The organism is Pseudomonas sp. AP3_22 TE3818 (assembly GCF_053628995.1).
The window spans coordinates 459,223-485,510 of sequence record NZ_JBRJHL010000001.1; the positions used below are offsets into that span (position 1 = coordinate 459,223).

The following is a 26,288-nucleotide window of genomic DNA, read 5'->3' on the forward strand; positions in this document are numbered from 1 at the left end:
CAGTAGTTGTTTGGTGTAGCTGAAGTCAGCGGCGGTCAGCGACCACGCCAATCAACACCAACACCACCAACAACACCGGCGCCAGGCTGTAGTTGTTGAACTGGCTCAAGCCGCGCACGACCCATGGCGTGGCGTAGATCAGCGCTGCACCGCTGCCGACCATGCACAGCAGGGCCATCAGTGGCACGCGCAAGGCGCCGGCGATGCTGCCCAGGCGCTGCTCGACCCAGCCTTTGAAATCCGCACCAAACAGCACCAGCAGGCAACCCACCAGGGCCAGGGCGATTTCCGAGAGGTTGCTGCGGCTCCAGCGGGATACCGTGGCCAGCAGGTCGAGTATCAGATCCATTCGATTTCCTTATGTCAGAAATTTCTGCAGCAAGTCGTTGAGGAAGAGTTGTCCGCGCATCGTGGCGACCAGGCGTGACGGTTCGACCTGCAACAGGCCGCTTTGTTCGGCTTCACGTCGGCCTTGCGCAAGGCTTTCCAGGGTCATGCCGGTACGTTCAGGGTACAGCCGCGATTCGACGCCTTCAGTCAGGCGCAGCGCGTTCATCAGGAATTCGAACGGCATTTCATCGTTGCCCAGCGCTTTCTCGCCGGCCCGGAAGCTTTTCGCCGGATTCAGGTAATCCTTCGGCAGGCGGGTTTTCCAGGTGCGGACAATGCGCCCGTCCGGGTGGCTGAGCTTGCCGTGGGCACCGGCGCCGATGCCGATGAAATCGCCAAAACTCCAGTAGTTGAGGTTGTGTCGCGCCGGGCGGCCGGGCAGGGCATAGGCCGAGACTTCGTACTGTGCGTAACCGTGTTCGGCCAGCAGCGCTTGCCCGGCCTCCTGGATGTCCCACAGCGTGTCGTCTTCCGGCAGTGTCGGCGGCTGGTTCCAGAACACCGTGTTCGGTTCCAGGGTCAGTTGATACCACGACAGGTGTGTCGGTTTCAGGGCGATGGCTGTGCGCAGGTCGGCCAAGGCATCGTCCAGGGACTGATTCGGCAAGCCATGCATCAAGTCCAGGTTGAAGTTTTCGAAGCCGGCCTGCCGCGCCATGCCGGCGGCGCGTACGGCTTCGTCGCCGTTGTGAATCCGGCCCAGAGCCTGGAGTTTTTCCTGCTGGAAACTCTGGATGCCGATCGACAGGCGATTAATCCCCAGTTTTCGGTACGCCACGAACTTGTCTTGCTCGAACGTCCCCGGATTGGCCTCCAGCGTGATTTCGATGTCGCTGGCAAAGGGGATGCGTTGTTCGACGCCTTTGAGCAAGCGACCCAGGGAATCGGCACTGAACAGGCTCGGCGTGCCGCCACCAAAGAAGATCGAGCTCAGTTCACGGCCATAGACGGCGTGCAGGTCCTGGTCGAGATCGGCCAGCAACGCGTCGACATACTCTTCTTCCGGCAGCACAGGGCTGGCGGTGTGGGAGTTGAAGTCGCAATAAGGGCATTTGCGCACACACCACGGGATGTGGATGTACAGCGCCAGGGGCGGCAGCACAGGCAGTGCCGCCCGGGGCGATGAAGCATCGCCGCCGAAGATCAGCGGCGACGCGGATGATTCACGGGTCATTTCAAGCCCAGACGCTGGCGCAGCAGATCCATTGCACGGGCGCGGTGGCTGATCTGGTTCTTGTCGGCAGGGCTCAGCTCGGCGCTGGAGCAATCGCGCTCCGGCACCCAGAACAGCGGGTCGTAGCCAAAACCGTGTTCGCCGCTGGCCTGGGTCAGGATTCGCCCGTGCCACAAACCTTCGCAGAGGATCGGCAGCGGATCGTCGGCGTGACGTACCAGTGCCAGCACGCAGACGAACTGCGCCCCACGCTCGGCTTCAGGCACGTCTTTCAAGACGTCGAGGAGCTTGGCGTTGTTCGCCGCATCGCCCTTGCCGTCGGCATAACGCGCGGAGTAGATACCCGGCGCACCGCCGAGGAAGTCCACCGCCAGCCCGGAATCGTCGGCCAGCGCCGGCAAACCGGAAATGCGTGCGGCATTACGGGCCTTGAGGATGGCGTTCTCGACGAACGACAGACCGGTTTCTTCAGGTTCGACGCTGCTGAACTCGCCGATCGAGCGCAGATGCACCGACTCGCCGAGCATGGCCTGGAGTTCCTTGAGTTTGCCGGCGTTATGGCTGGCCAATACGAGTTGCGTGAAATTGATCATTGGCCAGGGAAGAGCTCTTGGTTGAAATTGATGGTGTGGATCTTATCGCCGGTCTGCACCTTGATGTCGAAGGTGCGGACTTCCTGCTGATCCACCGGATATTGCGCGATGTAGTAGATCGCGCCTTGTTCGGTGATCTGTTTGAACTGCAGTGGCACCGTCTGGCTGGTCAGGTCTTTGACCGAACCGCTCACCTGGGCCATCAGTGGCTTGCCTTCCTTGAGCACCGAGATATTGATCACGCCCTGGTTCTTGCTGCGGATCAGTTCGGCGGACTTGGCAATGTCCGGAGTCAGGTAGGTGGAGTTGAAGGTGTTGTAGTGCACCGTCACGTCACCGAAGGTTTCCTGGCGCTCGCCCTTGATGGCTTCGGCGCCCATGGCGGTGACGCTCAGGCAGGCAGTGAGTAGAAACAAAGCAAGACGACCCATGATCGTTCTCCTTGAAATAGGGTGGATCAGACCGCGACCTTGTGGTCGGAAAGTCCCGGACTGCTGACGCGGTAGATTCCGATCTCACCTAACAGATTAGGCCATAGCTTACTGGCCCACCCGTGCCGATGCTGTTGATCCACGGCAAGCCGATCAATGACCTTCGCTTCACGTTCGCGACACAAGGCTTCAAAGTCCGCGAAGGTGCAGAAGTGGATGTTCGGCGTGTTGTACCAGGTGTACGGCAGGAACTCGGAAACCGGCATCCGGCCCTTGCTCGCCAGGTACCAGCGGCAGCGCCAGTGACCGAAATTGGGGAAGGTGATGATGCACTGACGGCCCACGCGCAGCATTTCTTCGAGGATCCTGTCCGGGTAGTGCACTGCTTGCAGCGCCTGGGTCATGACCACGATGTCGAAACTGTTGCTGGCGAAGTTGCCCAGGCCCTTGTCCAGGTCCTGTTCGATGACGTTGATGCCCTTCGCCACGCACTCAGCGATGTTGTCGGCGTCGTTTTCCAGGCCATAACCGGTGACTTGCTTGTTGTCGCGCAGCCAGGTCAGCAGTTCGCCATCGCCGCACCCGAGGTCGAGCACGCGGCTGCCGGCGGGGATCCATTCCTGGATGATTTCCAGATCAGCTCTCATGGCTTTCTCACAGCGTAATGCGGTTCATGTAATTGCCGAATGCCTGCAGGTAGCGCGGGATCGGAATCAGGAAGGCGTCGTGGCCTTGCGGTGCGTCGATCTCGAGGTAGCAGACGTCCTTGCGCGCGGCCATCAGCGCGTCCACCAGTTCCCGCGAGCGGGCAGGGGAGAAGCGCCAGTCGGTGGTGAACGACATCACGCAAAACTTGGCTTTGGCACCTTCGAAGGTTTTCGCCAGGTTATCGTCGAAGTTCGCCGCCGGATCGAAGTAATCGAGCGCCTTGGTCATCAACAGGTATGTGTTGGCATCGAAGCGCCCGGAGAATTCTTCGCCCTGATAGCGCAGGTAGCTTTCGACCTGGAACTCGACGCTGTGGAAGTCGTAGTTGAGCTTCTCGCTCTTCAGGCCGCGGCCGAATTTCTCGCCCATGGAGTCGTCGGACAGGTAAGTGATGTGCCCGACCATCCGCGCCAGCATCAGGCCGCGCTTGGGGATCACGCCCTGTTCCTGAAACGAACCGCCGTGGAACTCCGGGTCGGTGAGGATCGCCTGGCGCGCCACTTCGTTGAACGCGATGTTCTGTGCCGACAGCTTGGGGGCCGAGGCGATGGCCAGGCAGTGACGGATGCGGTCGGGGTAGGTGATGCTCCATTGCATCGCCTGCATGCCGCCGAGGCTGCCGCCGATCACGGCCGCGAACTGGGCGATGCCGAGGCGATCGGCCAGGCGCGCCTGACTGTGCACCCAATCTTCGACGGTCAATACCGGGAAATCGGCGCCGAACGGCTTGCCGGTGTCCGGGTTGATGCTGCTCGGGCCGGTGGAGCCGTTGCAGCCGCCGAGGTTGTTCAGGCTGACCACGAAGAACTTGTTGGTGTCGATCGGCTTGCCGGGGCCGATGCAGCTGTCCCACCAACCGGGTTTGCGGTCGTCGGGGCTGTGATAGCCGGCAGCGTGGTGGTGCCCGGACAAGGCGTGGCAGATCAGCACGGCATTGCTCGCCGTGGCGTTGAGCGTGCCGTAGGTTTCGTAGATCAGGTCATAGGCCGGGAGCGAACGACCACAGGCCAAAGCCAGCGGCTCGCTGAAGTGCGCCACTTGCGGCGTCACCAGACCAACAGAATCGGGGGGAAAGGCAGCTGGCATCGACCCTGCTCTCATTGAAATGAGGCGTAAGTCTAAAGACCGCCGACCCTAGCAGCAAGCTAACCCTTGCCCTCTGTAGGAGCCGGCTTGCCGGCGAGGCGGCGGGCCTGACACACCGCGTTGCCTGGATCGCTGGCAAGCCGGCTCCTACAGTGGGTTCAGCGTTTCAGGTCGGGAAGGTCCGGCAACTTCTTCGGCGAACAGATCCGCACCCGCTTCTGCCGGTTCAACTCGCCACTGATCAAGCTGACCTGGCTCTTGGACACGCCAAAGGCCTTGGCCAGAAACGCCATCAGATACGCGTTGGCCTTGCCCTCGACTGGCGGCGCGGTCAGGCGGATCTTCAGGCGATCACCGTGCAGCCCGGCGAAGTCATCGCTACGGGCTGCCGGTTGCAGGTGACACTCCAGAATCAGGTCGTCACCGTCCCAGCGAAACCAGCTCACCGGGTCAGATCAACACGCGGAGGATTTGCGGCATCATGGTCAAGGCGGCGAGGTTGTTGATCACCAGCATGTCGATCAGTTTGATCGCCAGGAACGCAAAGATCGGCGACAGATCAAGCCCGCCCAGGTTCGGCAGGAACTTGCGGAACGGCGCCAGGGCCGGCTCGCAGACGTCGTTCACCAGTTCGGCGCCCGGGTTATGGCTGCCCGGTGCGACCCAGGACAGGATCACACTGATGATCAGGGCAAAGAAGAAGATGTTCAGGAATAGCGCGGTCACACCGATGATCGACCAGATCAGCAGTTGCAGCGGATTGCCGGTGGTGCCGTAGGTCAGCAACAGGGTCAGGGCCATCAGTGCCAGTTGCACCAGGATCGCCAACACCAGCGAGGACATGTCCAGGCCGAACACGCTCGGGATGATCCGGCGCAGTGGCTTGAGCAGTGGCTGGGTGGCCTTGACGATGAACTGGCAGATCGGGTTGTAGAAGTTCGCCCGCACCAGTTGCAGTACGAAGCGCATCAGCACGATCAGCAGGTACAGGCTGCCGAGGGTTTGCAGCACGTAGACCGCTGCGGTGTTCAATCCAATCATGAAAAGCTCCTTATTGACCCAGTTGTTCGGCCATCTCGGCCGAGCGATGCGCGGCAGCGCCGAGTGCTTTTTCGACCAAGGCTTCAAAACCATTGGCCTGGAACGACTTGATTGCAGCTTCCGTGGTGCCCGCAGGGGAGGTGACACGGCGGCGCAGCTCGGCTGCGTCGACGTCGCTGGAGACCGCCATGTGCGCGGCGCCCAGTGCGGTTTGCAGGGTCAGTTGTGCGGCGATGTCCGCCGGCAGGCCAAGTTTCACGCCGGCGGCGGTCATGGCCTCGATCAGCAGGAAGAAATACGCCGGGCCCGAGCCGGAAACGGCGGTGACGGCATCCAGTTGCTGCTCTTCATTGAGCCATAAGGCGATGCCGACCGCGGACAGCAGCTCCTGGGCTTGCTGACGCTGCTCGGCGGTCACTTGGGCTGTTGCGAACAAACCGCTCACGCCCTGACGCAGTAGCGCCGGGGTGTTGGGCATGCAGCGCACGATCGGCTGGGCGCCAAGCCAGTTGTTCATGCTGGCGCAGGTGATGCCTGCGGCAATCGACACCACCAGTTGATGGGGCTGGAGGCTTGGGCGAATCGCTTCGCACACGGCTTTCATCGCCTGCGGCTTGACCGCAAGGACGACGACGTCGGCGCCTTCGATGGCCTGGGCGTTGTCGGCGAAGGTTTCGATGCCGTGTTCAGCGCTCACGCGGGCGCGGGTTTCTTCGCCCGGATCGCTGGCGCGGATCTGCGCGGCTTCCAGACCCTTGGCCCGCAGGCCGCCGATCAGGCTGGCGGCCATGTTGCCGGCACCGATAAAGGCAATACGCGTCTTGCTCATGTCAGGTCCTTATAAAGAAGAGAGTCGGTCATGGGTTATGGCCGATCGTAATCACGGGCGCCAAACAGGGCCGTACCGATACGGACCCAGGTGGCGCCCTGGGCAATGGCCGACTCAAGGTCGTGGCTCATGCCCATGGAAAGTGTGTCGAGTGGCAGATTCAGGCTGGCTTGCAGGCTTTGCACGGCCGCAAACGCGGCGTCCTGGGCGGTGCGATCTTCGGTCGGCTCAGGGATGGCCATCAGCCCGCGCAACGTCAGGCGCGGCAGGGCGCTGATGGCACTGGCCAGGGCCGGCAGGTCAGCCGGGGTACAGCCGGATTTGCTGGCTTCGCCGCTGACGTTGACCTGAATGCAGATATTCAGGGGCGGCAAATCGGCAGGACGTTGTTCGGACAGGCGTTGCGCGATTTTCAAACGATCCACGGAATGCACCCAGTCGAAGTGCTCGGCGATAGCACGAGTCTTGTTCGATTGAATGGGGCCGATGAAGTGCCAGATCAAGGGCAGGTCGGCCAGTTCAAGCTGTTTGCCCAGCGCTTCCTGCAGGTAGTTCTCGCCAAAGTCGCGCAGGCCGGCGGCGTAGGCTTCACGCAGGTCTTGTGCAGGTTTGGTCTTGCTCACGGCCAGCAGATGGACGCTGTTTTCGGCGCGATTGGCGGCAAGTGTTGCGGCATGGATGCGCGAACTAACTTCGAGAATGTTGTCTGCTATGGTGGACATCAAGAGGCGCCAGCGGTCTGAAGGTTCGCGGCATTCTACTGGAATTGAGAGGCGCTATGGATATCACTGAACTGCTGGCGTTCAGCGCCAAACAGGGGGCATCGGACCTGCATTTGTCTGCTGGCCTGCCACCGATGATTCGGGTGGATGGCGATGTGCGGCGCATCAACCTGCCGGCCCTGGACCACCAACAGGTGCAGGCGCTGATCGATGCCATCATGAATGACACCCAGCGGCTGGACTTTGAGAAGCATCTGGAAATCGATTTTTCCTTTGAAGTGCCCGGTGTGGCGCGTTTTCGGGCCAATGCGTTCAATCAGAGCCGTGGCGCGGGTGCAGTGTTTCGCACCATTGCGGCGAAAGTGCAGAGCATGGACGAACTGGGCATGGGAGAAGTGTTTCGCAAAATGACCGACGCTCCCCGTGGCCTGGTGCTGGTGACCGGCCCGACCGGCTCCGGAAAGTCCACCACGCTGGCGGCGATGATCGACTACCTCAATAACCATCGCCATCACCACATCCTCACCATTGAAGACCCTATCGAGTTTGTCCACGAGCCGCGCAAGTGCCTGATCAACCAGCGTGAGGTCCACCGCGATACCCGCAGCTTCGCCACGGCCTTGCGCTCGGCATTGCGGGAGGACCCGGACGTGATTCTGGTGGGGGAGATGCGCGATCTGGAAACCATACGCCTGGCGTTGACCGCCGCCGAAACCGGCCATCTGGTGTTCGGCACGCTGCACACCACGTCGGCGGCCAAGACCATTGACCGGGTAGTGGACGTGTTTCCGGGGGACGAGAAGTCAATGGTGCGCTCGATGCTCTCTGAGTCGCTGCTGGCGGTGGTGTCCCAGACGCTGGTGAAGAAGGTCGGCGGCGGACGCGTCGCGGCCCACGAAATCATGCTGGGGACGTCGGCGATCCGCAACCTGATCCGCGAGGACAAGGTGGCGCAGATGTACTCGGCGATTCAGTCGGGAGGGGCGTTGGGAATGCAGACGCTGGATATGAGCTTGAAGGACCTGGTGAACAGGGGGTTGATCAGTCGTGATCATGCGCAGGAGAAGGCGCGGTCGCCGGAGGGGTTTTGAGGAGGATGTGTGGTGCTTTCAAGGGCCTCTTCGCGAGCAAGTCGGATCGCCGCACCGCCGCTCCCACAGGGGAATGCATTCCAAAGTGGGAGCGGCGGTGCGGCGATCCGACTTGCTCGCGAAGGGGCCATCGTGTTCAACGCAATTCCGGATCGCGACGGGAATTTCAGCTCAGCGCTGAACAACCCGCAACTGATTCGGTTCTTTCGGCAGAACCCGCTTGGCAACCACGTAGTGGTTTTCCCAGTACGGTTTCTTCAAGGTGTCGATGCTCACCGATTTGCCGCGACGTGGCGCGTGGATGAAACGGTCGTTGCCCAGGTAGATGGCGACGTGATTGACCCGGCGGCTCTTGATGTTGAAGAAAATCAGGTCGCCCGGCTTCAGGTCGTTGCGATCAACTTTTTCCCCATGACCGCTGGCCATGGCGTTGGAGGTGCGTGGCAGGTCGAACGTGGCGTCGTTGAATGCATATTTCACCAGGCCGCTGCAATCGAAGCCTTTGCTTGGGCTGCTGCCGCCCCAACGATAGGGAGTGCCAAGGACGTTCACCGCGCGGCTGAGCACGTCGCTGCTTTCCTTGGTGCCCATCGGTGGAACCAGACCGCTTTTGCTGTTGGCCAGGCTTGGAGCATATTTGGCGGATTTCTTGTCTTTGCTCGAAGGAGCAGAGGCATGGGATTTTGGGGTGTAACCATTAACGTTAGGAAGACGTTGCTCACGATTGGTGGCGTGGGCGGCCAGTGGCATCAAAAGGCAAATGGTTAGCCATGTCTTGAAAAATGAACGCATTAGGCAAGGCTCTTAATAAGTTAGCGCGCAACTTTATAACAGCTTTTTTGCCGCTTCCGAGGCCGTTGGTCGATTCAACCTGGGGGACAATGGTGGCAAAAAAGCGGCAAAATGGCGCAATTGTCGGACAGAAGTCCGGTGTTACAAGGCTTTGACGGGAGTGAAGGTAGCATTTGCCATACGTCGGGTGCCTGTAAAAAAGTCACAAAGAATTGAAGAATATTTATCTATCGCGTGAATCGAGGCCATTCATGAACCCCTATCAACAGACTTTTCCGCAGCAAGACACCCACAGCAAAGTGATCGGTTATTTGCTGTGGATTTTCGGATTTACCGGCGCTCACCGCTTCTATTACGGCAAGCCGGTGACTGGGACGATCTGGTTCTTCACCTTTGGTTTGCTGGGCATCGGCTGGCTGATCGACCTGTTCCTGATCCCGTCCATGGACCGTGAAGCGGACCTGCGGTTCACCGCCGGGCCGATCGAATACAACGTGGCGTGGATTCTGCTGACGTTTCTCGGGGTGTTCGGTGTGCACCGGATGTATCAGGGGAAATGGATCAGCGGGCTGCTGTACCTGCTCACCGGCGGGTTGTTCTTTCTCGGGGTGCTGTATGACTTCTGGACGTTGAATGACCAGGTTTCCGTGCGTAACGCGCAGCGCCGCGGCGCCTTTCAGTAAGTCATCGCCGGCAAGCCGGCTCCTACGCTGGATTTGTAGGAGCCGGCTTGCCGGCGATTGGAGCAACGCGGTATTACGCCTGGTGGCTAATGCGCCCATCCACCAGGGTGTAACGCACCACGCCCGGCAGGCTGTGGCCAATGAACGGGCAGTTCTCGCCCTTCGACAACCAGGTTTCACCCGCGACGGTCGAGGCCGCCGGGTCGAACAGCACGATGTCCGCCGCACCACCCACCGCCAGTTTGCCTGCCGGCAGGCGCAAGGCCTCGGCAGGGCCGGCGCTCAGGCGTTTCAGCAACGTCGGCAGGTCCAGCAAGCCGTCTTCGACCAAGGTCATCGCCAGTGGCAGCAGCAGTTCAACGCTGCTGATGCCCGGCTCGGTGGCGCCGAACGGGGCCAGTTTGGCATCACGCTCATGGGGTTGGTGATGGCTGGAGATGGCCGAGATCACGCCGGATTTCACCGCTGCGCGCAGGCCATCGCGGTCCGCGCGGGTGCGTAGCGGCGGCTGGACGTGATACAGGCTGCTGAAGTCGATCAGGGCTTCGTCGGTCAGGATCAGCTGGTACAGGGCGACATCCGCGGTCACCTTCAGGCCCCGGGCCTGGGCCTGGGCGATCAGTTCCACGCCGCGGGCACTGGTGAGCTGGCTGAAGTGCGCGCGCACGCCGGTCTGTTCAACCAGCAGCAGGTCCCGGGCCAGGGCGACGGTTTCGGCGCTTTCCGGGATGCCCGGCAAGCCGAGGAAACTGGCGGTCGGGCCTTCGTGAGCCAGGCCACCTTCGGCCAGGTCGTGATCCTGGGAGTTGAAAATCACCGTCAGGTCGAAAGTGGCCGCGTAGTCCAGTGCCCGGCACAGGGTGCGGGTGTTGCGGAAGCTCTCCAGGCCGTTGCCGAAGGCCACGCAACCGGCGTCGCGCAAGGCAACCAGCTCGGCCAGTTGCTCACCGTCCAGGCCTTTGCTCAGGGCGCCAATCGGGAAGACTTTGGTGTTGCCGGCCTCACGGGCGCGGTCGAGGATCAGTTCGGCCACCGCCGAGGTGTCCAGCACCGGTTTGGTCTTCGGTGGGCAGCACAGGCTGGTTACGCCGCCAGCCGCCGCCGCGCGGGTTTCGCTGACAATCGAGCCTTTGCGGCTGTAACCCGGCTCGCGCAGGGCAACGTTGAGGTCGACCAGGCCGGGAGCGGCCACCAGGCCTTTGGCGTCGATCGTGTCGACGGCGACAAAACCGGCGGGCGCCGCGCCAAGGGCGACGACTTTGCAGGCTTCAATGTGGATATCGGTCACTTGATCCAGGCCGCTGGCCGGATCGATCACGCGGGCGCCGAGAATGCTGAGCTTCACTGTGCGTTCTCCTGTTCGAATTGGCCCTGCTCGAATTGACGCTGCGCAGTCTGCCCGCTCATGGCCATGGACAGCACGGCCATGCGAATGGCGATCCCGTAGGTCACCTGGTTGAGGATCACCGAGTGCGGGCCGTCGGCCACTGCCGACTCGATTTCCACGCCGCGGTTGATCGGCCCCGGGTGCATCACGATGGCATCGGGTTTGGCGCCGGCCAGGCGCGCGGTGGTCAGGCCGAACAGGCGGTAGAACTCGCCCTCGCTCGGCAGCAGGCCGCCGGTCATGCGTTCACGCTGCAGACGCAACATGATCACCACGTCGACGTCCTTCAGGCCTTCGGTCATGTCGGTGTAGACCTTCACACCGTATTGCTCGATGCCGATCGGCAGCAGGGTCTTCGGCGCAATCACGCGGATGTCCGGGCAACCGAGGGTTTTCAGGGCCAGCATGTTCGAACGCGCCACCCGCGAGTGCAGGATGTCGCCGACGATGGCCACCGAAAGATTTTCGAACCCGCCCTTGTGTCGACGGATCGTCAGCATGTCGAGCATGCCCTGGGTCGGGTGCGCGTGCCGGCCGTCGCCACCGTTGATGATCGCCACTTGCGGGCAGACATGCTCGGCGATGAAGTGCGCGGCGCCGGAATCACCGTGGCGCACGACGAACATGTCGGCGGCCATGGCTTCCAGGTTGCGCAGGGTGTCGAGCAGGGTCTCGCCCTTGCTCGCCGACGACGTGGACACGTTGAGGGTGATCACGTCCGCCGAGAGCCGCTGGGCCGCCAGTTCGAAGGTAGTGCGGGTACGGGTCGAGTTCTCGAAGAACACGTTGCACACGGTCTTGCCGCGCAGCAACGGGACTTTCTTGACCGCCCGGGCGCCGACTTCGAGGAAGGAGTCGGCGGTATCGAGGATTTCCGTCAACAGCTCACGGCGCAAACCGTCGAGCGAGAGGAAATGGCGCAGCTGGCCCTGATCATTGAGCTGCAGCGGGCGCTTGGTGTCTAGAGGCGTCATCGCAAGGGGGACTCTCAATAGGGCGAATTAAAGGGCGAGGTCTTGCAGTTCGAGCGCGAGTTCCGGGCCGGACAGCTTCACCCGTTCATGAGCGGCCAGCGACAGGGTCGCGCCCACCACGTTCGGGCGGATCGGCAGTTCGCCGGCGTCCAGGTCCAGCAGGCACACCAGCGTCACGCTGGCCGGGCGGCCGTAGTCGAACAGTTCGTTCATGGCGGCGCGGATGGTCCGGCCGCTCATCAGCACGTCGTCGATCAGCACCAGGTGCTGGCCTTCGATCTCGAACGGCAGCGCCGAAGGGCGAACCTGAGGGTGCAGGCCGTTCTGGCTGAAATCGTCGCGGTAGAAGGACACGTCCAGGGTGCCGAGGGGTTCATTGCTGCCCAGTTCCCTGAGCAGGGCCTGGGCCACCCAGACGCCGCCGGTACGAATGCCGATGAAACGCGGGTCGCTGATGCCACGGTGTTCCAGGTGAGCCTTCAGGCGCGTGGCCATCTGGCTGATCAGTTCGGCGGGATTGGGCAGGCTCATGGTTGCTCCTTCTTGGGCCCGAGCCGGGTTTCACGCAAGGTGGCTCGGGTTGTAGCTAAGAGAGACGCATCGCGGCTCTTCAGGATTCGAACAGTGCGCCATTTTCGTCGAGCCAGCCTTGCAGCAGCAGGGCGGCGGCGATGGCGTCGACCGGGTTGTCGCGGTAACTGCCTTTCTGGCCGCCACGAGCCAGGCGTTCGCCCTTGGCCTCGAAGGTGGTCAGGCGTTCATCGTGGGTATAGAAGGGCAGGTTGAAGCGGCCGTTCAGGCGCCGGGCGAATTTTTCCGCGCGGGCGCACATGTCGCTGGGCGTGCCGTCCATGTTCAGCGGCAGGCCGACCACCACGGCATCGGGTTTCCACTCTTTGATGAGGGCTTCGACCTGGTTCCAGTCAGGAATGCCGTTCTGCGCTTTCAGGGTGCACAGCTCACGGGCCTGACCGGTAATCACCTGGCCGACCGCAACGCCGATCTGTTTGGTGCCGTAGTCAAAACCCAGAATCAGCTTCAGGGCCATCAGGCGTGCCCCGCCTGGCTGGTCAGCAGGCTGAGGTTGACGCCCAGGTGTCTGGCAGCCGCTTCCAGGCGAAGTTCGCTGCTGGTGTTGAACAGGATGTCGGCGTCAAACGGGCAGTTCAGCCAGGCGTTCTGGGCCAGTTCGGCCTCCAGTTGCCCGGCTTCCCAGCCGGCATAACCGAGGGCGATCAGGCTTTTTGCCGGGCCGACGCCGTCGGCGATGGCGAACAGTACGTCCTGGGACGTCGACAGGGACAACTCATCTTCCAGATCAACGGTCGCCTGGAAACTCTGCCCCTTGGGGTGAAGGACGAAGCCGCGATCGGTTTGCACCGGGCCGCCGACGAAGATCGGTACATGCTGGCAGAGCGCTGGCGGTTCGATTTCCGGGCGTAATTGCTCAAGGATATCGGCCAGGTTCAGCTCTTGCGGACGGTTGACCACCAGCCCCATGGCACCATTGGCCGTGTGCTCGACGATGTAGGTCAAGGTGTGCGCAAAGTTCGGGTCGGCCATGTGCGGCATGGCGATCAGGAATTGATGCTTGAGGTAGCTGGGGCTGACGTTTTTCATGTGCGCTAGTGTGGCGTTCGAGGGGCGAACTGACAAGCCGGGGATGCACAGGAAATACCGTAATTCTGTAGGAGCGAGCTTGCTCGCGATGAACCTGAGAACACTGCGGGGTGTCAGGCTTGCAGCGTTATCATTGGCGACCATCGCGAGCAAGCTCGCTCCTGCAGGGGGATTTGTGCGGGTCAGTTACTTGAGAGTCGGTCGCCGCGGGCAAACTTCCAGGTCCGGATGATCTCCAGCCGGTCAACATCCGACAGATCCCCGGTAAAGGGGGCGAACGGCGCCGCCAGCCGGACGATCCGTTGCGCCGCCTGGTCCAGCAGCGGCTGGCCTGAAGATTCCAGCACCAGCACCTCATACAGTGAACCGTCACGGTTGATCGACACCATCAGGCGCAAATTGCCGTAGATCTGTTTGCGCCGTGCTTCGTCGGGGTAATTGAGGTTGCCGATGCGCTCGACTTTCTTGCGCCATTCGTCCTTGTACCAGGCGCCCTTGTCGCGCATGGTCGAGGCGGCGCTCAAGCGGTGGATGCGCGGGCGCTTGGCGTACAGTTGTTGTTCGGCGGCCAGTTCCGCTTCGAGGCTGGCGATGTCGCTGGACAGTTGCTCGCTGTCGAACGTCGGCGCCTGGACCTGGGGTTTGACCTCGGTCTTGGGCTCCTCGGTCTTGGCGGGGGCTTTTTTCGGCTTCGGCGCCACGGTGGTCACGGCAGCCTTCGGTGGGGCTACCTGCACTTCAGGCTTGGCGGCCGGCGGTGGCGTGACTTTCTGTACCTTGTTGTCCTGGAAGGGCGCGACCTCGGTGGTCTTGGGAATCGCCTTTTTATCCAGGGTGCCGCTGCCTTGCTGATTCTCCTGGGCCAGGAAATCGGCTTTCTCGGGCTTCTTTTCGCTTTTGAAGGTGGCGAGGGTGATTTCCAGGGTTTTGCTGATCTGCTTGGGCTCGACCACGGCAAACCCGACACCCAGCAGCAAGGCCAGGTGGATCAGCGCCGCCAGGAACAGGGTAAAACCGAGGCGATCGGCCGGGCGCACGCCACGGTGGGCGAGTTCGACAGGCAGATCGGACGGGAGGGTCATGACAAGGAAACCAACATCGCGTTTTCACAGGCCGCGCATGATAACGCAATGTTGGTTTGGCTAATCAACGTGCCTTGAGCTTCTGATCGATGGCATCCATCAGCAGGCCGCCGATATCGGTGCCAAAGGCATTGTCAATTTCGCGGATGCAGGTCGGGCTGGTGACGTTGATCTCGGTCAGGTGCTCGCCGATCACGTCCAGGCCAACGAACAACAGGCCTTTTTCACGCAGGGTCGGGCCGACTTGTGCGGCGATCCAGCGATCCTTGTCGGTCAGCGGACGGGCTTCGCCACGGCCGCCGGCGGCGAGGTTGCCACGGGTTTCGCCCTGGGCCGGAATTCGTGCCAGGCAATAATCCACAGGCTCGCCGTCGATCATCAGGATGCGCTTGTCGCCGTCCTTGATGGCCGGCAGGTAGGCCTGGCCCATGATCTGCTGGGCGCCGAGGGCCGTGAGGGTTTCGAGGATCACCGACAGGTTCGGATCGCCCGCGCGGTGACGGAAGATCGATGTGCCGCCCATGCCGTCCAGCGGCTTGAGGATCACATCGCCGTGTTTGGCGGCGAACTCACGCAACACATCGGCGCGGCGGCTGACCACGGTCGGCGGCGTGCACTGCGGGAACAGCGTGGCGAACAGTTTTTCGTTGCAGTCGCGCAGGCTCTGCGGCTTGTTGACCACCAGCACACCGGCGCGCTCGGCCTGTTCCAGCAAATAGGTGGAGTAGACGAACTCCATGTCGAACGGCGGATCCTTGCGCATCAGGATCACGTCCAGATCGCTCAGCAGCGCGTCGTTTTCGGCGCCCAGTTCGAACCATTTTTCCGGATTGGCGAACACCTGCAGCGGACGCATCCGCGCCCGGGCCTCACCTTCGCCCTGATACAGGTCGCGCTGTTCCATGTAGAACAGCTCCCAGCCACGCTTCTGCGCGGCCAGCAGCATGGCCAGCGAGCTATCCTTTTTATAGGAAATGCTGGCGATAGGGTCCATGACAATCCCGACGCGAACGCTCATTGGGTTTTCCTCGAAATTTGGGAGCTATGTTGATCTCTGCAGGAGCGAGCTTGCTCGCGATGAACCCGAGAACAACACGCTTATCCAGCCAGCCCGCGTCATCGTTGGCGATCATCGCGAGCAAGCTCGCTCCTACAAAAGATCAGCGTATAAAAGTGGCGTCAGAGTGGCGCTGAGTGTGTTTGCGGTCAAGGAAAAACCATCGTTCCGGTCGGCCGATAGATTGGTTCTGGAGACTGTGCTAAAAAGGCTTCCATGCCGTGCTGGCCCTTGAGTATCAAGGGTTTCGAGCCGCCAATCACCCGCAAACGGACAATTTGATTCGTAAAGGCGACGCAGAGCATCTTATGGAACAGCACCCCAGCGCCTTGAAGGTCATGGTGATCGATGATTCGAAGACGATCCGTCGCACCGCCGAAACGCTGCTCAAGAACGTGGGTTGTGAGGTCATCACGGCCATCGACGGCTTCGATGCCCTGGCCAAGATTGTCGACAACCACCCCGGCATCATCTTTGTCGACATCATGATGCCGCGCCTGGATGGCTATCAGACCTGCGCCCTGATCAAGAACAACAGTGCGTTCAAGTCCACCCCGGTGATTATGCTGTCATCCAAGGATGGCCTGTTCGACAAGGCCAAGGGGCGCATCGTCGGCTCCGACCAGTTTTTGACCAAGCCTTTCAGCAAGGAAGAATTGCTCGATGCGATCCAGGCCCATGTACCTGGTTTCGCCGCCGTTTTGCCGCAGTAGGACACGCACAGTGACGCTCGGCCATCGGGCCCTGCGTCGACAAGAATGGGGAAGACCATGGCACGTATTCTGATCGTCGATGATTCGCCGACCGAAATGTACAAACTGACCGGCATGCTGGAAAAGCATGGTCATGAAGTGTTGAAAGCCGAAAACGGCGCCGACGGCGTGGCCCTGGCCCGCCAGGAAAAGCCCGACGCCGTCCTGATGGACATCGTCATGCCCGGCCTCAATGGCTTCCAGGCAACACGCCAGTTGACCAAGGACCCTGAAACCGGACACATCCCGGTGATCATCATCACCACCAAGGACCAGGACACCGACAAGGTCTGGGGTACGCGCCAAGGCGCCAAGGACTACCTGACCAAACCGGTCGATGAAGAGACCCTGATCAAGACCCTGAACAACGTGCTGGCCGGTTGATCGTCAGGCCATGAACGAGTCGCTGACGGCTTTCGAGCTGCTGCTGCAAATCGACCAGCGCTGTCGTTTGCTGGCGGCGGATTTGCCGTCCCAGCCGGCCCGTCGGGACAGCTGGAGCGGCATCGGTTTTCGCCTGGGCGAGCACTGGTATGTCGCGCCCATGAGTGAAGTCAGCGAAGTCTTGCATGAGCCGCGACTCACTCAGCTGCCGGGGGTCAAATCCTGGGTCAAGGGTGTCGCCAACCTGCGCGGGCGATTGCTGCCGGTCATGGACCTGAGCGGTTTCTTCGGGCACGAACTTTCGGCGGTGCGCCGCCAGCGCCGGGTGTTGGTGGTGGACCACGATGAGGTGTTTGCCGGGTTGCTGGTCGATGAAGTCTTCGGCCTCCAGCACTTTGCCCGGGACAGCCTGGAGCCGGTGCCGACAGACGAGTTGAAGGGGCCGGTGGCGGCATTCGTCAAAGGCCGGTTTCAGCGCGGGCAGTGCTGGCAGGTGTTCAGCCCGTTTGCATTGACGCGGTCTCAGGGGTTCATGAACGTCGCGGTGTAACCGGTACAACGGAAATCCTGTGGGAGCGGGCTTGCTCCGGGCGGCGTTCCGACGAAGGCGGCAGTCCATTCAACATTGATTTTGGCTGATCTACCGCTTTCGCGAGCAAGCCCGCTCCCACAGTTTCTTCGGCGGGCATTACAGGGTGTTGGTTAACAGGCGAGGACCGATGATAAAAACAAAAGCAGGCAAGCCAATGGAAGGGTCGCGCAGCCGGTCGCAGATCATCGTGCTGTTCATCGCGCTGATCGTCTTCATCATGCTGCTGTTCGCCAACTTCGCGTACCTCAACACCCAGGCGACCTACGACAAACAGTACATCGGCCACGCCGGCGAACTGCGCGTGTTGTCCCAGCGTATCGCCAAGAACGCCACCGAAGCTGCCGCCGGCAAGGCTGCCGCGTTCAAGTTGCTCAGCGATGCGCGCAATGACTTTGCCCGGCGCTGGGGCTATCTGAAGAAGGGCGACCCGGCCACCAGCCTGCCACCGGCCCCGGCCACCGTGCGTCCAGAGATGCGCGCGGTGCAACAGGACTGGGAACGCCTGCTGAAAAACACCGACGCGATTCTCTCCAGCGAGCAAACCGTACTGTCCCTGCATCAGGTCGCCGCGACGCTGGCCGAAACCGTGCCGCAGTTGCAGGTCGAGTACGAAAAAGTCGTCGAGATCCTCCTGCAACGGGGCGCCCCGGCGGCCCAGGTGGCCATGGCCCAGCGCCAATCGCTGCTGGCCGAGCGGATCCTCGGTGCGGTCAATACGGTATTGGCCGGCGACGAAAACTCACAGCAGGCCGCCGATGCGTTCGGACGTGACGCGACGCAGTTCGGCAAGGTGCTCAACGGCATGCTCCAGGGCGACCCGGCGCTCAAGGTCAGCCAGGTCGAAGACCGCGACGCCCGTGCGCGACTGGCGGAAATCGCCGAGCTGTTCGAGTTCGTCTCGGGCTCGGTGGACGAGATCCTCGAAACCTCGCCTGAGCTGTTCAAGGTCCGTGAATCGGCCTCGAACATTTTCAGTCTCTCGCAAACCCTGCTCGACGAAGCCTCACACCTGGCCAGCGGTTTTGAAAACATGGTCGGCGGGCGTACCACCGACACCATAGGCGGTTATGTGCTGGGCTTGCTGGCGCTGACTTCGATCATCCTGATTGGCCTGGTGATGGTGCGCGAAACCAATCGTCAGCTGCGCGAAACCGCCGAGAAAAACGAGCGTAACCAGAACGCGATCATGCGTTTGCTCGACGAGATCGAAGACCTGGCCGACGGTGACCTCACGGTGACGGCCTCGGTGACGGAAGACTTTACCGGCACCATCGCCGACTCGATCAATTACTCCGTCGACCAGTTGCGCGATCTGGTCGCGACCATCAACCTCACCGCCGGCCAGGTCGCCGCCGCCGTGCAGGAAACCCAGGCCACCGCCATGCACCTGGCCCAGGCTTCGGAACATCAGGCCCAGCAGATTTCCGAGGCCTCGATGGCGATCAACGACATGGCCGAGTCCATCGACCAGGTGTCGGCCAACGCGGCTGAATCTTCGGCGGTTGCCGAACGCTCGGTGGAAATCGCCAACAAGGGCAATGAGGTGGTGCACAACACCATCCATGGCATGGACAACATTCGCGAGCAGATTCAGGACACCGCCAAGCGCATCAAGCGCCTTGGCGAGTCGTCCCAGGAAATCGGCGACATTGTCAGCCTGATCGATGACATTGCCGACCAGACCAATATCCTCGCCCTCAACGCAGCCATCCAGGCGTCCATGGCCGGCGACGCCGGTCGCGGTTTCGCCGTGGTGGCCGATGAAGTGCAGCGGCTGGCCGAGCGCTCGTCCGCGGCCACCCGGCAGATCGAGACCCTGGTGCGGGCGATCCAGACCGACACCAACGAAGCGGTCATCTCCATGGAGCAGACGACGACCGAAGTGGTGCGCGGCGCCCGACTGGCGCAGGATGCCGGTGTGGCCCTGGAAGAAATCGAGGGTGTGTCGAAGACGCTCGCGGCGTTGATCCAGAGCATCTCCAATGCCGCGCAACAGCAGACGTCGTCGGCCGGCCAGATTTCCCTGACGATGAACGTGATCCAGCAGATCACCTCGCAGACGTCGTCGGGTTCCACCGCCACGGCCGACAGCATCGGCAACCTGGCTAAAATGGCCAGTCAGTTGCGTCGTTCGGTGTCCGGTTTCACCTTGCCGGATGCCAAGGCGCAGGTTGTGGACAAAGCTTGAACCGCCCATGGGTATCTGAATTGTGATTGGAGTGGTTATGGGTGATCGGCACGACTATGTGGCCCTCGAGTGGGTCAAGGGCGAGATTGCCGAAACGCTGAAACAGGCTCATCACGCGATTGAAAACCTGCTCGATGACCCGCAGGCGACGCACGCGCTGGATGAATGCCTTGCATGCATCCATCAGGTCCACGGCAGTCTGCAGATGGTCGAATTCTACGGTGCGGCATTGCTCGCCGAAGAAATGGAACATCTGGCCATGGCCTTGCAGGGCAACCGTGTCAGCCATCGCGACGAGGCGTTACACCTGTTGATGCAGGCCCTCGGGCAGTTGCCGATCTACCTGGACCGGGTGCAAGGTGCGCGCCGCGATTTGCCACTGGTGGTGTTGCCCCTGATCAACGACCTGCGCAGCGCCCGTGGCGAAAGCCTGCTGTCGGAAACCAGCCTGTTCAGCCCACAGTTGCCCGAGTTGCCTGCGCTGGACGCAGAAACGCTGGCGCAGCTTGAGCCGGCCGAATTGCCCAATGTGTTGCGCAAGCTGCGGCAGATGCTGCAAATGGCGTTGGTCGGGTTCCTGCGAGAGCAGGACAACGAAACCAACCTCGATTACCTGGCCAAGGTCTTCGCCCGCCTCGAAGCACTGTGCGCCAATGCCCCCCTGAACCCGTTATGGCAGGTGGCCTCGGCGCTGGTCGAAGGCATGCAGGGCGGTGCGATCGCCAACAGCCCGGCCTTGCGCAGCCTGTTCAAGGATGCCGACAAGGAGCTCAAGCGCCTGCTCGAAGAAGGCATGCGCGGCATCAACCAACCGGCGCCACCGGAGCTGCTCAAGAGTTTGCTGTTCTACATTGCCAAGGCCGAACATCCCACCGGGCAGATGCTGACCATGAAAGAACGCTACTCACTGGACGACGCGCTGCCCGACAGCGCGATGGTCGATGAAGAACGCGCGCGGCTGGCCGGTCCCGACCGTGACGCCATGCGCTCGGTGCTGGCAGCGCTGTGCGAAGAGCTGGTGCGGGTCAAGGAACGCCTGGATCTGTTCGTGCGCAGTGACCGCCAGCACACGTCTGACCTCGACAGCCTGCTGGCGCCGCTGCGGCAAATCGCCGACACCCTGGCGGTCCTGGGCTTCGGCCAGCCGCGCAAGGTGATCATCGACCAATTGGCGGTGGTACTCAGCCTCGCCCAGGGCCAGCGCGAACCCAACGATGCGATCCTCATGGACGTTGCCGGGGCCTTGCTGTACGTCGAAGCGACGCTGGCCGGCATGGTCGGCACCGTGGAGCCGGAGAGCCAGGATGACAATCGCCTGCCGACCACCGACCTGACGCAGATCCATCAGATTGTGATCAAGGAGGCCCGCATCTGTTTGCAGCAGGCCAAGGACATGATCGTCGACTACATCGACGCCGATTGGGACCGCCAGCATTTGCAGGCACTGCCGGCCTTGCTGACCCAGGTACGCGGCGCGCTGGCAATGATTCCATTGAGCCGGGCGGCGAGCCTGGTCGACACCTGCAATCACTTCATTCGCGAGCACCTGTTGCACGAGCCGGGTCAGCCGGGCTGGCAGGAGCTGGACAGCCTGGCCGACGTGATCACCAGCATCGAGTACTACCTCGAGCGCCTCGGCGATGACCCGCAGGCGCAGGGTGAAAACCTGCTCGATGTCGCGGAAAAAAGCCTGGCGAGCCTCGGGTTTTTCCCCAGTGAGCAGCGTGTGCCCGTGCTTGACGATGTGCTCAACCCGAGCGAAGCGCAGGTCATGCAGATGATGCAGGAGCTGGATGACCCGCAGATCGTCCAGACCCTGGCCGATGTGCTCGCCAGCCCGGTTTCGAGCCTGAACCCGCCCGCCCTGGACACCCCGGGCAGCCTGCTGCCGCCACCCCCGGGCGAAGAGCCGGTGGACGAGGAACTGCGCGAGGTGTTCCTTGAAGAGACCGACGAAGTCCTGGAAATCCTGCGCGAGTATTTGCCGCGCTGGGCGGTCAACCCTGACAGCCGCTCGGCCCTGAGCGAACTGCGCCGCGCCTTTCATACCCTCAAGGGCAGTGGCCGCATGGTGCGTGCCCTGGTGCTGGGCGAGCTGGCCTGGGCCGTGGAGAACCTGCTCAACCGCGTACTGGAAAACAGCGTGGAACCGGGGGCTACGGTGCAGCAACTGATCGGCGATGTGCTGCATCTGCTGCCGGAGCTGGTGGCTGAATACGCCGCCAATGCCCAGCGTCAGCGCAACGATGTCGACCACTTGGCCGCCCGCGCCCATGCCCTGGCCAAGGGCGACGAACCGGTGTCCGATGAGGATACGCAGGATGTCGCGGCCCTCGACCCGCTGTTGCTGGAGATCTTCCGCAAAGAGGCGCAAACCCACTTGGGCAGCCTCAATCGTTTCCTTGATCAGGCCGCCGAGCACGTGCCGTTGCAGGCCAGCGACGAATTGCAGCGCGCCTTGCACACCCTCAAGGGCAGTGCCTCCATGGCCGGCGTCTTGCCGATTGCCGAACTGGCTGCGCCGCTGGATCAACTGGCCCGGGAATACAAGGCGCACCTGATCGCGCTGGACCTGGATGAAGTGGAATTGCTGCTGGAAGCAGAAGGGCTGTTCCGCCTCGGTCTGCGCCAGCTCAAGACCGATCCGCTGGCGGAAATTCCCGGCGCCCGGGGTTTGACCGAGCGAGCCAAAGCGCTGCTGGCCGAACGCCTGGAAAACCTCCTGAGCACACCGAGCACCGGGTTGCGGATCAAGCGCGATCCGCAGCTGATCAACAACTTCCTCGCCCAGGGCATGGACATCCTGTTGGACGCCGAGAGCCTGCTACAACGTTGGCAGCAACACCCCGGCGAACGCCAGGAGCTCAGCGCGCTGCTGGATGAATTGACCACCCTCGGCGAAGGCGCCCACCTGGCCGACCTGCACCCGGTGGATGAGCTGTGCGAGGCGTTGCTCGACCTCTACGGTGCCGTGGAAGAAAGCAGCCTGGCGGTCAGCGAGCGGTTTTTCCATGAGGCTCAGGGTGCCCACGAAGCGCTGATCAACATGCTCGACGAACTGGCCGCCGGTCAGGAAGTCAGCCCGCAGCCGCAACGGATCAGGGCCTTGCGCGAGCTGCTCGACGAGAGCCTCGATCCATCGGCCATGGGCCTGATCCGCAGTGATGGCAGCCGCACCCTGAGTATCCGCGAATTGGGCGCTGCCACCGCCGATCTAGAGCACACGGCGCAACCCACTGTAGGCGCTGGCTTGCCAGCGATGGACGTTAACGATGACGCGTTTTCACTGGGTAAACGCAGTGCCGGTGAGTCCTTCGCTGGCAAGCCAGCTCCTACAGAGGACCGTGTTGTCGGCGTGGACGATGAAATCGTCGCGATCTTCCTTGAAGAAGCGGTGGATATCCTCGAAAGTGCCGGCCAGGCCTTGCAGCGCTGGTTGCGCGACTCGGACAACGCCGCGCCGCTGTCGTCCCTGCAACGGGATTTGCACACCCTCAAAGGCGGCGCGCGCATGGCTGAGGTCGGGCCGGTCGGTGATCTGGCCCATGAGCTGGAAAGCCTTTACGAAGGCCTGGTGGATCGTCGCTACGCCTACAGCGACTCATTGGCGGTGCTGTTGCAGCAGAGCCATGACCGCTTGGCGCAGTACCTTGGCCAGTTACGGCACAGCCAGCCCTTGGGCGATTGCGCTGAGCTGATCGAGGCCATTCGCGCCTACCGGCAGGGCCACTCGGGCGCCGCCGAGGTCAGCGAACTGGCGGCCACCAATGACTCGGTCGCCCATGATCCGGAGTTGCTGGAGATCTTCCTCGAGGAAGGTTTCGACATCATCGAAAGCTCCGGTGCGGCGCTGGAACGCTGGCAGGCCCAGCCTTCAAGTCGCCAGGAAGTGGAAACCCTGCTGCGCGACCTGCACACCCTCAAGGGCGGCGCACGCATGGTGGAAATCGTCGCGATTGGCGACCTGGCCCATGAACTGGAATTCCTCTACGAAGGTCTGTCCACCGGCGTGCTGCAACCGACGACGCCGTTGTTCGCGCTGTTGCAACGCAGCCATGACCGCCTGGCGCAGATGCTCGACGCGGCCCGCGCCGGTGAGCCGATGCCGCCCGCCGACTGCTTGATCGATGCGATCAAGAACTTCAGCCACCCGGCCGTGCCCGAAGCGCCCGCGCCGGTTGCGTCACCGGCCACGCCCAAGGCCGAGCCACTGGCGCCGCCGCCCGATGCCGGCGCCGATATGGTCAAGGTCTCGGCGGAGCTGCTCGACGATCTGGTCAACCTGGCCGGTGAAACATCGATCTTCCGTGGCCGGATCGAACAGCAGGTCAACGATGCGCACATCGCCCTGAGCGAGATGGAGACCACCATCGAGCGCATGCGCGACCAGTTGCGCCGCCTCGATACCGAAACCCAGGGGCGGATCCTCAGCCGCCAGCAAGTCGACGCCGAACGCCTGGGCTATGAAGAGTTCGACCCGCTGGAAATGGACCGCCACTCGCAATTGCAGCAACTGTCCCGCGCGCTGTTCGAATCGGCCTCTGACTTGCTCGACCTCAAGGAAACCCTCGAACGACGCAATCACGACACGGAAAACCTGCTGCAACAGCAGGGCCGGATCAACACCGAGTTGCAGGAAGGGCTGATGCGCACGCGCATGGTGCCGTTCGAACGCATGCTCCCGCGGTTACAGCGCATTGTCCGCCAGGTGTCCAGCGAACTGGGCAAGGACGTGGATTTCATCGTCGATAACGCCGAAGGCGAGATGGATCGCAACGTGCTTGAGCGCATGGCCGCGCCGCTGGAACACATGCTGCGCAACGCCGTCGACCACGGCCTGGAGTCCGTCGAAGCGCGGCTGGCGGCGGGGAAGCCGGCCAAGGGCAAGATTACCCTCGATCTGCTGCGCGAAGGCGGCGACATCATTTTCGACATCCGCGACGACGGCGCCGGTGTGCCGCTGGACGCGGTGCGGCGCAAGGCGATCAAGCGCGGCATGCTCGCCCCGGACAGCGTCATCAGTGATCACGACGTGTTGCAGTTCATCCTGCAACCGGGGTTTTCCACGGCCGAGAAAATCACCCAGATCTCCGGGCGCGGCGTCGGCATGGACGTGGTGCACGAAGAGGTGCGGCAACTGGGCGGCACCATGAACATCGACTCGGTGCCCGGGCAGGGCGTGCATTTCCGCATTCGCCTGCCGTTTACCGTATCGGTCAACCGGGCGCTGATGGTGCAGTGCGGTGAGGATCAATACGCGATCCCGCTCAATACCATCGACGGCATCGTTCGCGTCCTGCCCAATGAGCTTGAAGGCTATTTCCGTTTCGATTCGCCCACCTACGAATACGCCGGGCAACGTTACGAGCTGTGCTATCTGGGTGAGCTGCTGAAAACCATCCCGCGCCCGAAACTGTTGGGCCAGAGCCTGCCATTGCCGGTGCTGCTGGTGCAGTGCAACGAACGTCACATCGCCGTGCTGGTGGACGCCATGGCCGGCACTCGCGAGATCGTGGTCAAGAGCCTGGGGCCGCAGTTCGCGGCGGTGCAAGGGGTGTCCGGGGCGACGATTCTCGGCGATGGCCGGGTGGTGCTGATTCTGGATCTGCTGGCGCCGATCCGCGCCATGCAGGTCCGTGTACCCCAACATCCCTCGGGGCAGGAGGTCGAGGTCGAACCGCATCGGCCGTTGCTGGTGATGGTGGTCGACGACTCGGTCACCGTGCGCAAGGTCACCAGCCGCTTGCTCGAACGCCACGGCATGAACGTGCTGACCGCCAAGGACGGGGTCGATGCCATGCTGCTGCTGGAAGAGCACATGCCCGACCTGATGCTGCTGGACATCGAGATGCCGCGCATGGACGGCTTCGAGGTCGCGACCCAGGTGCGCAACGACGAACGCCTGCAGCACCTGCCGATCATCATGATCACCTCCCGCACCGGGCAGAAACACCGCGACCGCGCCATGGCCATCGGCGTCAACGACTACCTGGGCAAGCCGTACCAGGAATCGGTGCTGCTCGAAAGCATCGCCTTTTGGAGCAAGACCCATGCTTGAACACCGCACCAGCAACCTCACCGGCCTGCTGCTGCCGTTGGCCGACCGCAACCTTATTCTGCCCAACGTCGCCGTGGCCGAGCTGATCGATTACCAGCAACCGGGGACCTTCGATCTCGACACGCCGCCGTGGTACCTGGGCCTGGTGACATGGCGCGAACGGCAAATACCGCTGCTGAGTTTCGAGTCGGCCTGCGGGCAGAAAATCGTCATCGGTGAACGCGCGCGGATCGTCATCCTCAACGCTCTCGGCGGGCGCCCCGAACTGAAATTCATCGCGCTGTTGGTGCAGGGGATTCCGCGCTCGTGCAAGCTCGACAGCCAGTTGAGTTATGTGGATGTGCCATTGTGTGCGCTGGAGCAGGCGGCGGTGCAGGTGGCTGAGCAGGTGGCAAAGGTGCCGGATCTGCTGGCGCTGGAGGCGTTGTTGGTGGATGCCGGGTTGATCAACTGATCCCGATTCAGTGGTGATCTGACCGGCCCCTTCGCGGGCAAGCCCGCTCCCACAGTGTCCGTGTATTGCCCAAATTCAACGGCAACCACCAACCCTGTGGGAGCGGGCTTGCCCGCGAAGGCGTCAGTCCAGACAACCATTACCCTGAGCGTAACGATCCGCCACTCTGCTTGATTGATGCCCCCACCCAACACTCCTAA

26 protein-coding genes are annotated in these 26,288 nt (G+C 62.2%); 8 read left to right on the forward strand and 18 right to left on the reverse strand.

Translation table 11 applies throughout. The features are described 5' to 3' along the window. Positions 1 to 25 precede the first annotated feature (25 nt). The 10 genes from AB7M25_RS02225 to AB7M25_RS02270 form a co-directional block, all read right to left on the reverse strand. On the reverse strand, positions 26 to 349 hold the full coding sequence (locus tag AB7M25_RS02225) for a DUF3392 domain-containing protein (RefSeq protein WP_429388379.1): 324 nt from the start codon (positions 347 to 349) through the stop codon (positions 26 to 28). 9 nt (positions 350 to 358) lie between these two features. Further along, on the reverse strand, positions 359 to 1,564 hold the full coding sequence (gene hemW, locus AB7M25_RS02230) for a radical SAM family heme chaperone HemW (protein WP_429388380.1): 1,206 nt from the start codon (positions 1,562 to 1,564) through the stop codon (positions 359 to 361). Beyond that, entirely contained in the window at positions 1,561 to 2,157 is a 597-nt protein-coding gene (gene rdgB, locus AB7M25_RS02235; RefSeq protein ID WP_007975395.1) for an RdgB/HAM1 family non-canonical purine NTP pyrophosphatase, read from the reverse strand. Before rdgB ends, hemW begins: the two co-directional genes overlap by 4 nt. Next, a complete protein-coding gene (locus AB7M25_RS02240) occupies positions 2,154 to 2,588 on the reverse strand; it encodes a DUF4426 domain-containing protein (protein WP_429388383.1) in 435 nt (144 codons plus the stop codon). Before AB7M25_RS02240 ends, rdgB begins: the two co-directional genes overlap by 4 nt. 26 nt (positions 2,589 to 2,614) lie before the next feature. Continuing rightward, on the reverse strand, positions 2,615 to 3,235 hold the full coding sequence (metW, locus tag AB7M25_RS02245) for a methionine biosynthesis protein MetW (protein WP_223456686.1): 621 nt from the start codon (positions 3,233 to 3,235) through the stop codon (positions 2,615 to 2,617). Between the two features lie 7 nt (positions 3,236 to 3,242). Continuing rightward, a complete protein-coding gene (gene metX / locus AB7M25_RS02250; RefSeq protein ID WP_218473274.1) occupies positions 3,243 to 4,382 on the reverse strand; it encodes a homoserine O-succinyltransferase MetX in 1,140 nt (379 codons plus the stop codon). A gap of 158 nt (positions 4,383 to 4,540) precedes the next feature. Continuing rightward, a complete protein-coding gene (locus tag AB7M25_RS02255; RefSeq protein WP_429388386.1) occupies positions 4,541 to 4,828 on the reverse strand; it encodes a DUF167 domain-containing protein in 288 nt (95 codons plus the stop codon). Between the two features lie 4 nt (positions 4,829 to 4,832). Continuing rightward, positions 4,833 to 5,423 carry a YggT family protein gene (locus AB7M25_RS02260; RefSeq protein WP_007975402.1) on the reverse strand — a complete coding sequence of 197 codons (591 nt, stop codon included), beginning with the start codon at positions 5,421 to 5,423 and terminating at the stop codon, positions 4,833 to 4,835. Positions 5,424 to 5,433: 10 nt separating this feature from the next. Then, entirely contained in the window at positions 5,434 to 6,252 is an 819-nt protein-coding gene (proC, locus tag AB7M25_RS02265) for a pyrroline-5-carboxylate reductase (protein WP_429519170.1), read from the reverse strand. 35 nt (positions 6,253 to 6,287) lie between these two features. Next, positions 6,288 to 6,974: a YggS family pyridoxal phosphate-dependent enzyme gene (locus AB7M25_RS02270; RefSeq protein ID WP_429560375.1), complete on the reverse strand. Its 687-nt coding sequence runs from the start codon at positions 6,972 to 6,974 to the stop codon at positions 6,288 to 6,290. A 56-nt stretch (positions 6,975 to 7,030) separates the two neighbouring features. On the opposite strand from AB7M25_RS02270, the gene AB7M25_RS02275 reads away from it, so the two are divergent. After that, entirely contained in the window at positions 7,031 to 8,065 is a 1,035-nt protein-coding gene (locus AB7M25_RS02275) for a type IV pilus twitching motility protein PilT (RefSeq protein ID WP_429388391.1), read from the forward strand. Positions 8,066 to 8,236: 171 nt separating this feature from the next. Here AB7M25_RS02275 and AB7M25_RS02280 read toward each other — a convergent pair whose 3' ends face one another. Then, positions 8,237 to 8,857 (reverse strand): C40 family peptidase, encoded by a 621-nt coding sequence (locus tag AB7M25_RS02280; protein WP_454236939.1) that lies wholly within the window; start codon positions 8,855 to 8,857, stop codon positions 8,237 to 8,239. 251 nt (positions 8,858 to 9,108) lie between these two features. Here AB7M25_RS02280 and AB7M25_RS02285 point away from each other — a divergent pair, with 251 nt between their 5' ends. After that, complete coding sequence (locus AB7M25_RS02285) at positions 9,109 to 9,540, forward strand: NINE protein (RefSeq protein WP_454236940.1); 432 nt, start codon at positions 9,109 to 9,111, stop codon at positions 9,538 to 9,540. 73 nt (positions 9,541 to 9,613) lie between these two features. Here AB7M25_RS02285 and AB7M25_RS02290 read toward each other — a convergent pair whose 3' ends face one another. The 7 genes from AB7M25_RS02290 to gshB form a co-directional block, all read right to left on the reverse strand. Continuing rightward, positions 9,614 to 10,885, reverse strand: coding sequence for a dihydroorotase (locus AB7M25_RS02290; protein WP_102699956.1), 1,272 nt, complete (start codon positions 10,883 to 10,885; stop codon positions 9,614 to 9,616). Continuing rightward, positions 10,882 to 11,901 carry an aspartate carbamoyltransferase catalytic subunit gene (locus tag AB7M25_RS02295; RefSeq protein WP_104450136.1) on the reverse strand — a complete coding sequence of 340 codons (1,020 nt, stop codon included), beginning with the start codon at positions 11,899 to 11,901 and terminating at the stop codon, positions 10,882 to 10,884. Before AB7M25_RS02295 ends, AB7M25_RS02290 begins: the two co-directional genes overlap by 4 nt. 27 nt (positions 11,902 to 11,928) lie before the next feature. Continuing rightward, a complete protein-coding gene (gene pyrR, locus AB7M25_RS02300) occupies positions 11,929 to 12,432 on the reverse strand; it encodes a bifunctional pyr operon transcriptional regulator/uracil phosphoribosyltransferase PyrR (protein WP_429388400.1) in 504 nt (167 codons plus the stop codon). A 79-nt stretch (positions 12,433 to 12,511) separates the two neighbouring features. Further along, positions 12,512 to 12,949 carry a Holliday junction resolvase RuvX gene (ruvX, locus tag AB7M25_RS02305; protein WP_007975412.1) on the reverse strand — a complete coding sequence of 146 codons (438 nt, stop codon included), beginning with the start codon at positions 12,947 to 12,949 and terminating at the stop codon, positions 12,512 to 12,514. Beyond that, positions 12,949 to 13,521, reverse strand: coding sequence for a YqgE/AlgH family protein (locus tag AB7M25_RS02310; RefSeq protein ID WP_429517813.1), 573 nt, complete (start codon positions 13,519 to 13,521; stop codon positions 12,949 to 12,951). Before AB7M25_RS02310 ends, ruvX begins: the two co-directional genes overlap by 1 nt. A gap of 182 nt (positions 13,522 to 13,703) precedes the next feature. Beyond that, complete coding sequence (locus AB7M25_RS02315; protein WP_104450133.1) at positions 13,704 to 14,603, reverse strand: energy transducer TonB; 900 nt, start codon at positions 14,601 to 14,603, stop codon at positions 13,704 to 13,706. A 64-nt stretch (positions 14,604 to 14,667) separates the two neighbouring features. After that, a complete protein-coding gene (gene gshB, locus AB7M25_RS02320) occupies positions 14,668 to 15,621 on the reverse strand; it encodes a glutathione synthase (RefSeq protein ID WP_104450132.1) in 954 nt (317 codons plus the stop codon). 347 nt (positions 15,622 to 15,968) lie between these two features. On the opposite strand from gshB, the gene pilG reads away from it, so the two are divergent. The 6 genes from pilG (at position 15,969) to AB7M25_RS02350 (ending at position 26,088) form a co-directional block, all read left to right on the forward strand. Beyond that, positions 15,969 to 16,373 carry a twitching motility response regulator PilG gene (gene pilG / locus AB7M25_RS02325; protein WP_090451937.1) on the forward strand — a complete coding sequence of 135 codons (405 nt, stop codon included), beginning with the start codon at positions 15,969 to 15,971 and terminating at the stop codon, positions 16,371 to 16,373. Positions 16,374 to 16,430: 57 nt separating this feature from the next. After that, complete coding sequence (pilH, locus tag AB7M25_RS02330) at positions 16,431 to 16,796, forward strand: twitching motility response regulator PilH (RefSeq protein WP_007975417.1); 366 nt, start codon at positions 16,431 to 16,433, stop codon at positions 16,794 to 16,796. Between the two features lie 10 nt (positions 16,797 to 16,806). Beyond that, positions 16,807 to 17,346, forward strand: a complete 540-nt coding sequence (locus AB7M25_RS02335; RefSeq protein ID WP_429388406.1) for a chemotaxis protein CheW — start codon at positions 16,807 to 16,809, stop codon at positions 17,344 to 17,346. Between the two features lie 169 nt (positions 17,347 to 17,515). Next, positions 17,516 to 19,576, forward strand: coding sequence for a methyl-accepting chemotaxis protein (locus AB7M25_RS02340; RefSeq protein ID WP_126048068.1), 2,061 nt, complete (start codon positions 17,516 to 17,518; stop codon positions 19,574 to 19,576). A gap of 37 nt (positions 19,577 to 19,613) precedes the next feature. Then, on the forward strand, positions 19,614 to 25,634 hold the full coding sequence (locus AB7M25_RS02345) for an Hpt domain-containing protein (protein WP_454236941.1): 6,021 nt from the start codon (positions 19,614 to 19,616) through the stop codon (positions 25,632 to 25,634). Continuing rightward, positions 25,627 to 26,088 carry a chemotaxis protein CheW gene (locus AB7M25_RS02350; RefSeq protein WP_015097194.1) on the forward strand — a complete coding sequence of 154 codons (462 nt, stop codon included), beginning with the start codon at positions 25,627 to 25,629 and terminating at the stop codon, positions 26,086 to 26,088. The genes AB7M25_RS02345 and AB7M25_RS02350 overlap by 8 nt, the downstream gene beginning before the upstream one ends. Positions 26,089 to 26,288: the final 200 nt, after the last annotated feature.

Excerpts from the sequence above, each read along its gene's own strand:
- AB7M25_RS02225 (WP_429388379.1), bottom strand. The coding sequence starts at position 349 with ATGGATCTGATACTCGACCTGCTGGCCACGGTATCCCGCTGGAGCCGC.
- hemW (WP_429388380.1), bottom strand. The coding sequence starts at position 1,564 with ATGACCCGTGAATCATCCGCGTCGCCGCTGATCTTCGGCGGCGATGCT.
- rdgB (WP_007975395.1), bottom strand. The coding sequence starts at position 2,157 with ATGATCAATTTCACGCAACTCGTATTGGCCAGCCATAACGCCGGCAAA.
- AB7M25_RS02240 (WP_429388383.1), bottom strand. The coding sequence starts at position 2,588 with ATGGGTCGTCTTGCTTTGTTTCTACTCACTGCCTGCCTGAGCGTCACC.
- metW (WP_223456686.1), bottom strand. The coding sequence starts at position 3,235 with ATGAGAGCTGATCTGGAAATCATCCAGGAATGGATCCCCGCCGGCAGC.
- metX (WP_218473274.1), bottom strand. The coding sequence starts at position 4,382 with ATGCCAGCTGCCTTTCCCCCCGATTCTGTTGGTCTGGTGACGCCGCAA.
- AB7M25_RS02260 (WP_007975402.1), bottom strand. The coding sequence starts at position 5,423 with ATGATTGGATTGAACACCGCAGCGGTCTACGTGCTGCAAACCCTCGGC.
- proC (WP_429519170.1), bottom strand. The coding sequence starts at position 6,252 with ATGAGCAAGACGCGTATTGCCTTTATCGGTGCCGGCAACATGGCCGCC.
- AB7M25_RS02270 (WP_429560375.1), bottom strand. The coding sequence starts at position 6,974 with ATGTCCACCATAGCAGACAACATTCTCGAAGTTAGTTCGCGCATCCAT.
- AB7M25_RS02275 (WP_429388391.1), top strand. The coding sequence starts at position 7,031 with ATGGATATCACTGAACTGCTGGCGTTCAGCGCCAAACAGGGGGCATCG.
- AB7M25_RS02280 (WP_454236939.1), bottom strand. The coding sequence starts at position 8,857 with ATGCGTTCATTTTTCAAGACATGGCTAACCATTTGCCTTTTGATGCCA.
- AB7M25_RS02285 (WP_454236940.1), top strand. The coding sequence starts at position 9,109 with ATGAACCCCTATCAACAGACTTTTCCGCAGCAAGACACCCACAGCAAA.
- AB7M25_RS02295 (WP_104450136.1), bottom strand. The coding sequence starts at position 11,901 with ATGACGCCTCTAGACACCAAGCGCCCGCTGCAGCTCAATGATCAGGGC.
- pyrR (WP_429388400.1), bottom strand. The coding sequence starts at position 12,432 with ATGAGCCTGCCCAATCCCGCCGAACTGATCAGCCAGATGGCCACGCGC.
- ruvX (WP_007975412.1), bottom strand. The coding sequence starts at position 12,949 with ATGGCCCTGAAGCTGATTCTGGGTTTTGACTACGGCACCAAACAGATC.
- AB7M25_RS02310 (WP_429517813.1), bottom strand. The coding sequence starts at position 13,521 with ATGAAAAACGTCAGCCCCAGCTACCTCAAGCATCAATTCCTGATCGCC.
- AB7M25_RS02315 (WP_104450133.1), bottom strand. The coding sequence starts at position 14,603 with ATGACCCTCCCGTCCGATCTGCCTGTCGAACTCGCCCACCGTGGCGTG.
- gshB (WP_104450132.1), bottom strand. The coding sequence starts at position 15,621 with ATGAGCGTTCGCGTCGGGATTGTCATGGACCCTATCGCCAGCATTTCC.
- pilG (WP_090451937.1), top strand. The coding sequence starts at position 15,969 with ATGGAACAGCACCCCAGCGCCTTGAAGGTCATGGTGATCGATGATTCG.
- pilH (WP_007975417.1), top strand. The coding sequence starts at position 16,431 with ATGGCACGTATTCTGATCGTCGATGATTCGCCGACCGAAATGTACAAA.
- AB7M25_RS02335 (WP_429388406.1), top strand. The coding sequence starts at position 16,807 with ATGAACGAGTCGCTGACGGCTTTCGAGCTGCTGCTGCAAATCGACCAG.
- AB7M25_RS02340 (WP_126048068.1), top strand. The coding sequence starts at position 17,516 with ATGATAAAAACAAAAGCAGGCAAGCCAATGGAAGGGTCGCGCAGCCGG.
- AB7M25_RS02345 (WP_454236941.1), top strand. The coding sequence starts at position 19,614 with ATGGGTGATCGGCACGACTATGTGGCCCTCGAGTGGGTCAAGGGCGAG.
- AB7M25_RS02350 (WP_015097194.1), top strand. The coding sequence starts at position 25,627 with ATGCTTGAACACCGCACCAGCAACCTCACCGGCCTGCTGCTGCCGTTG.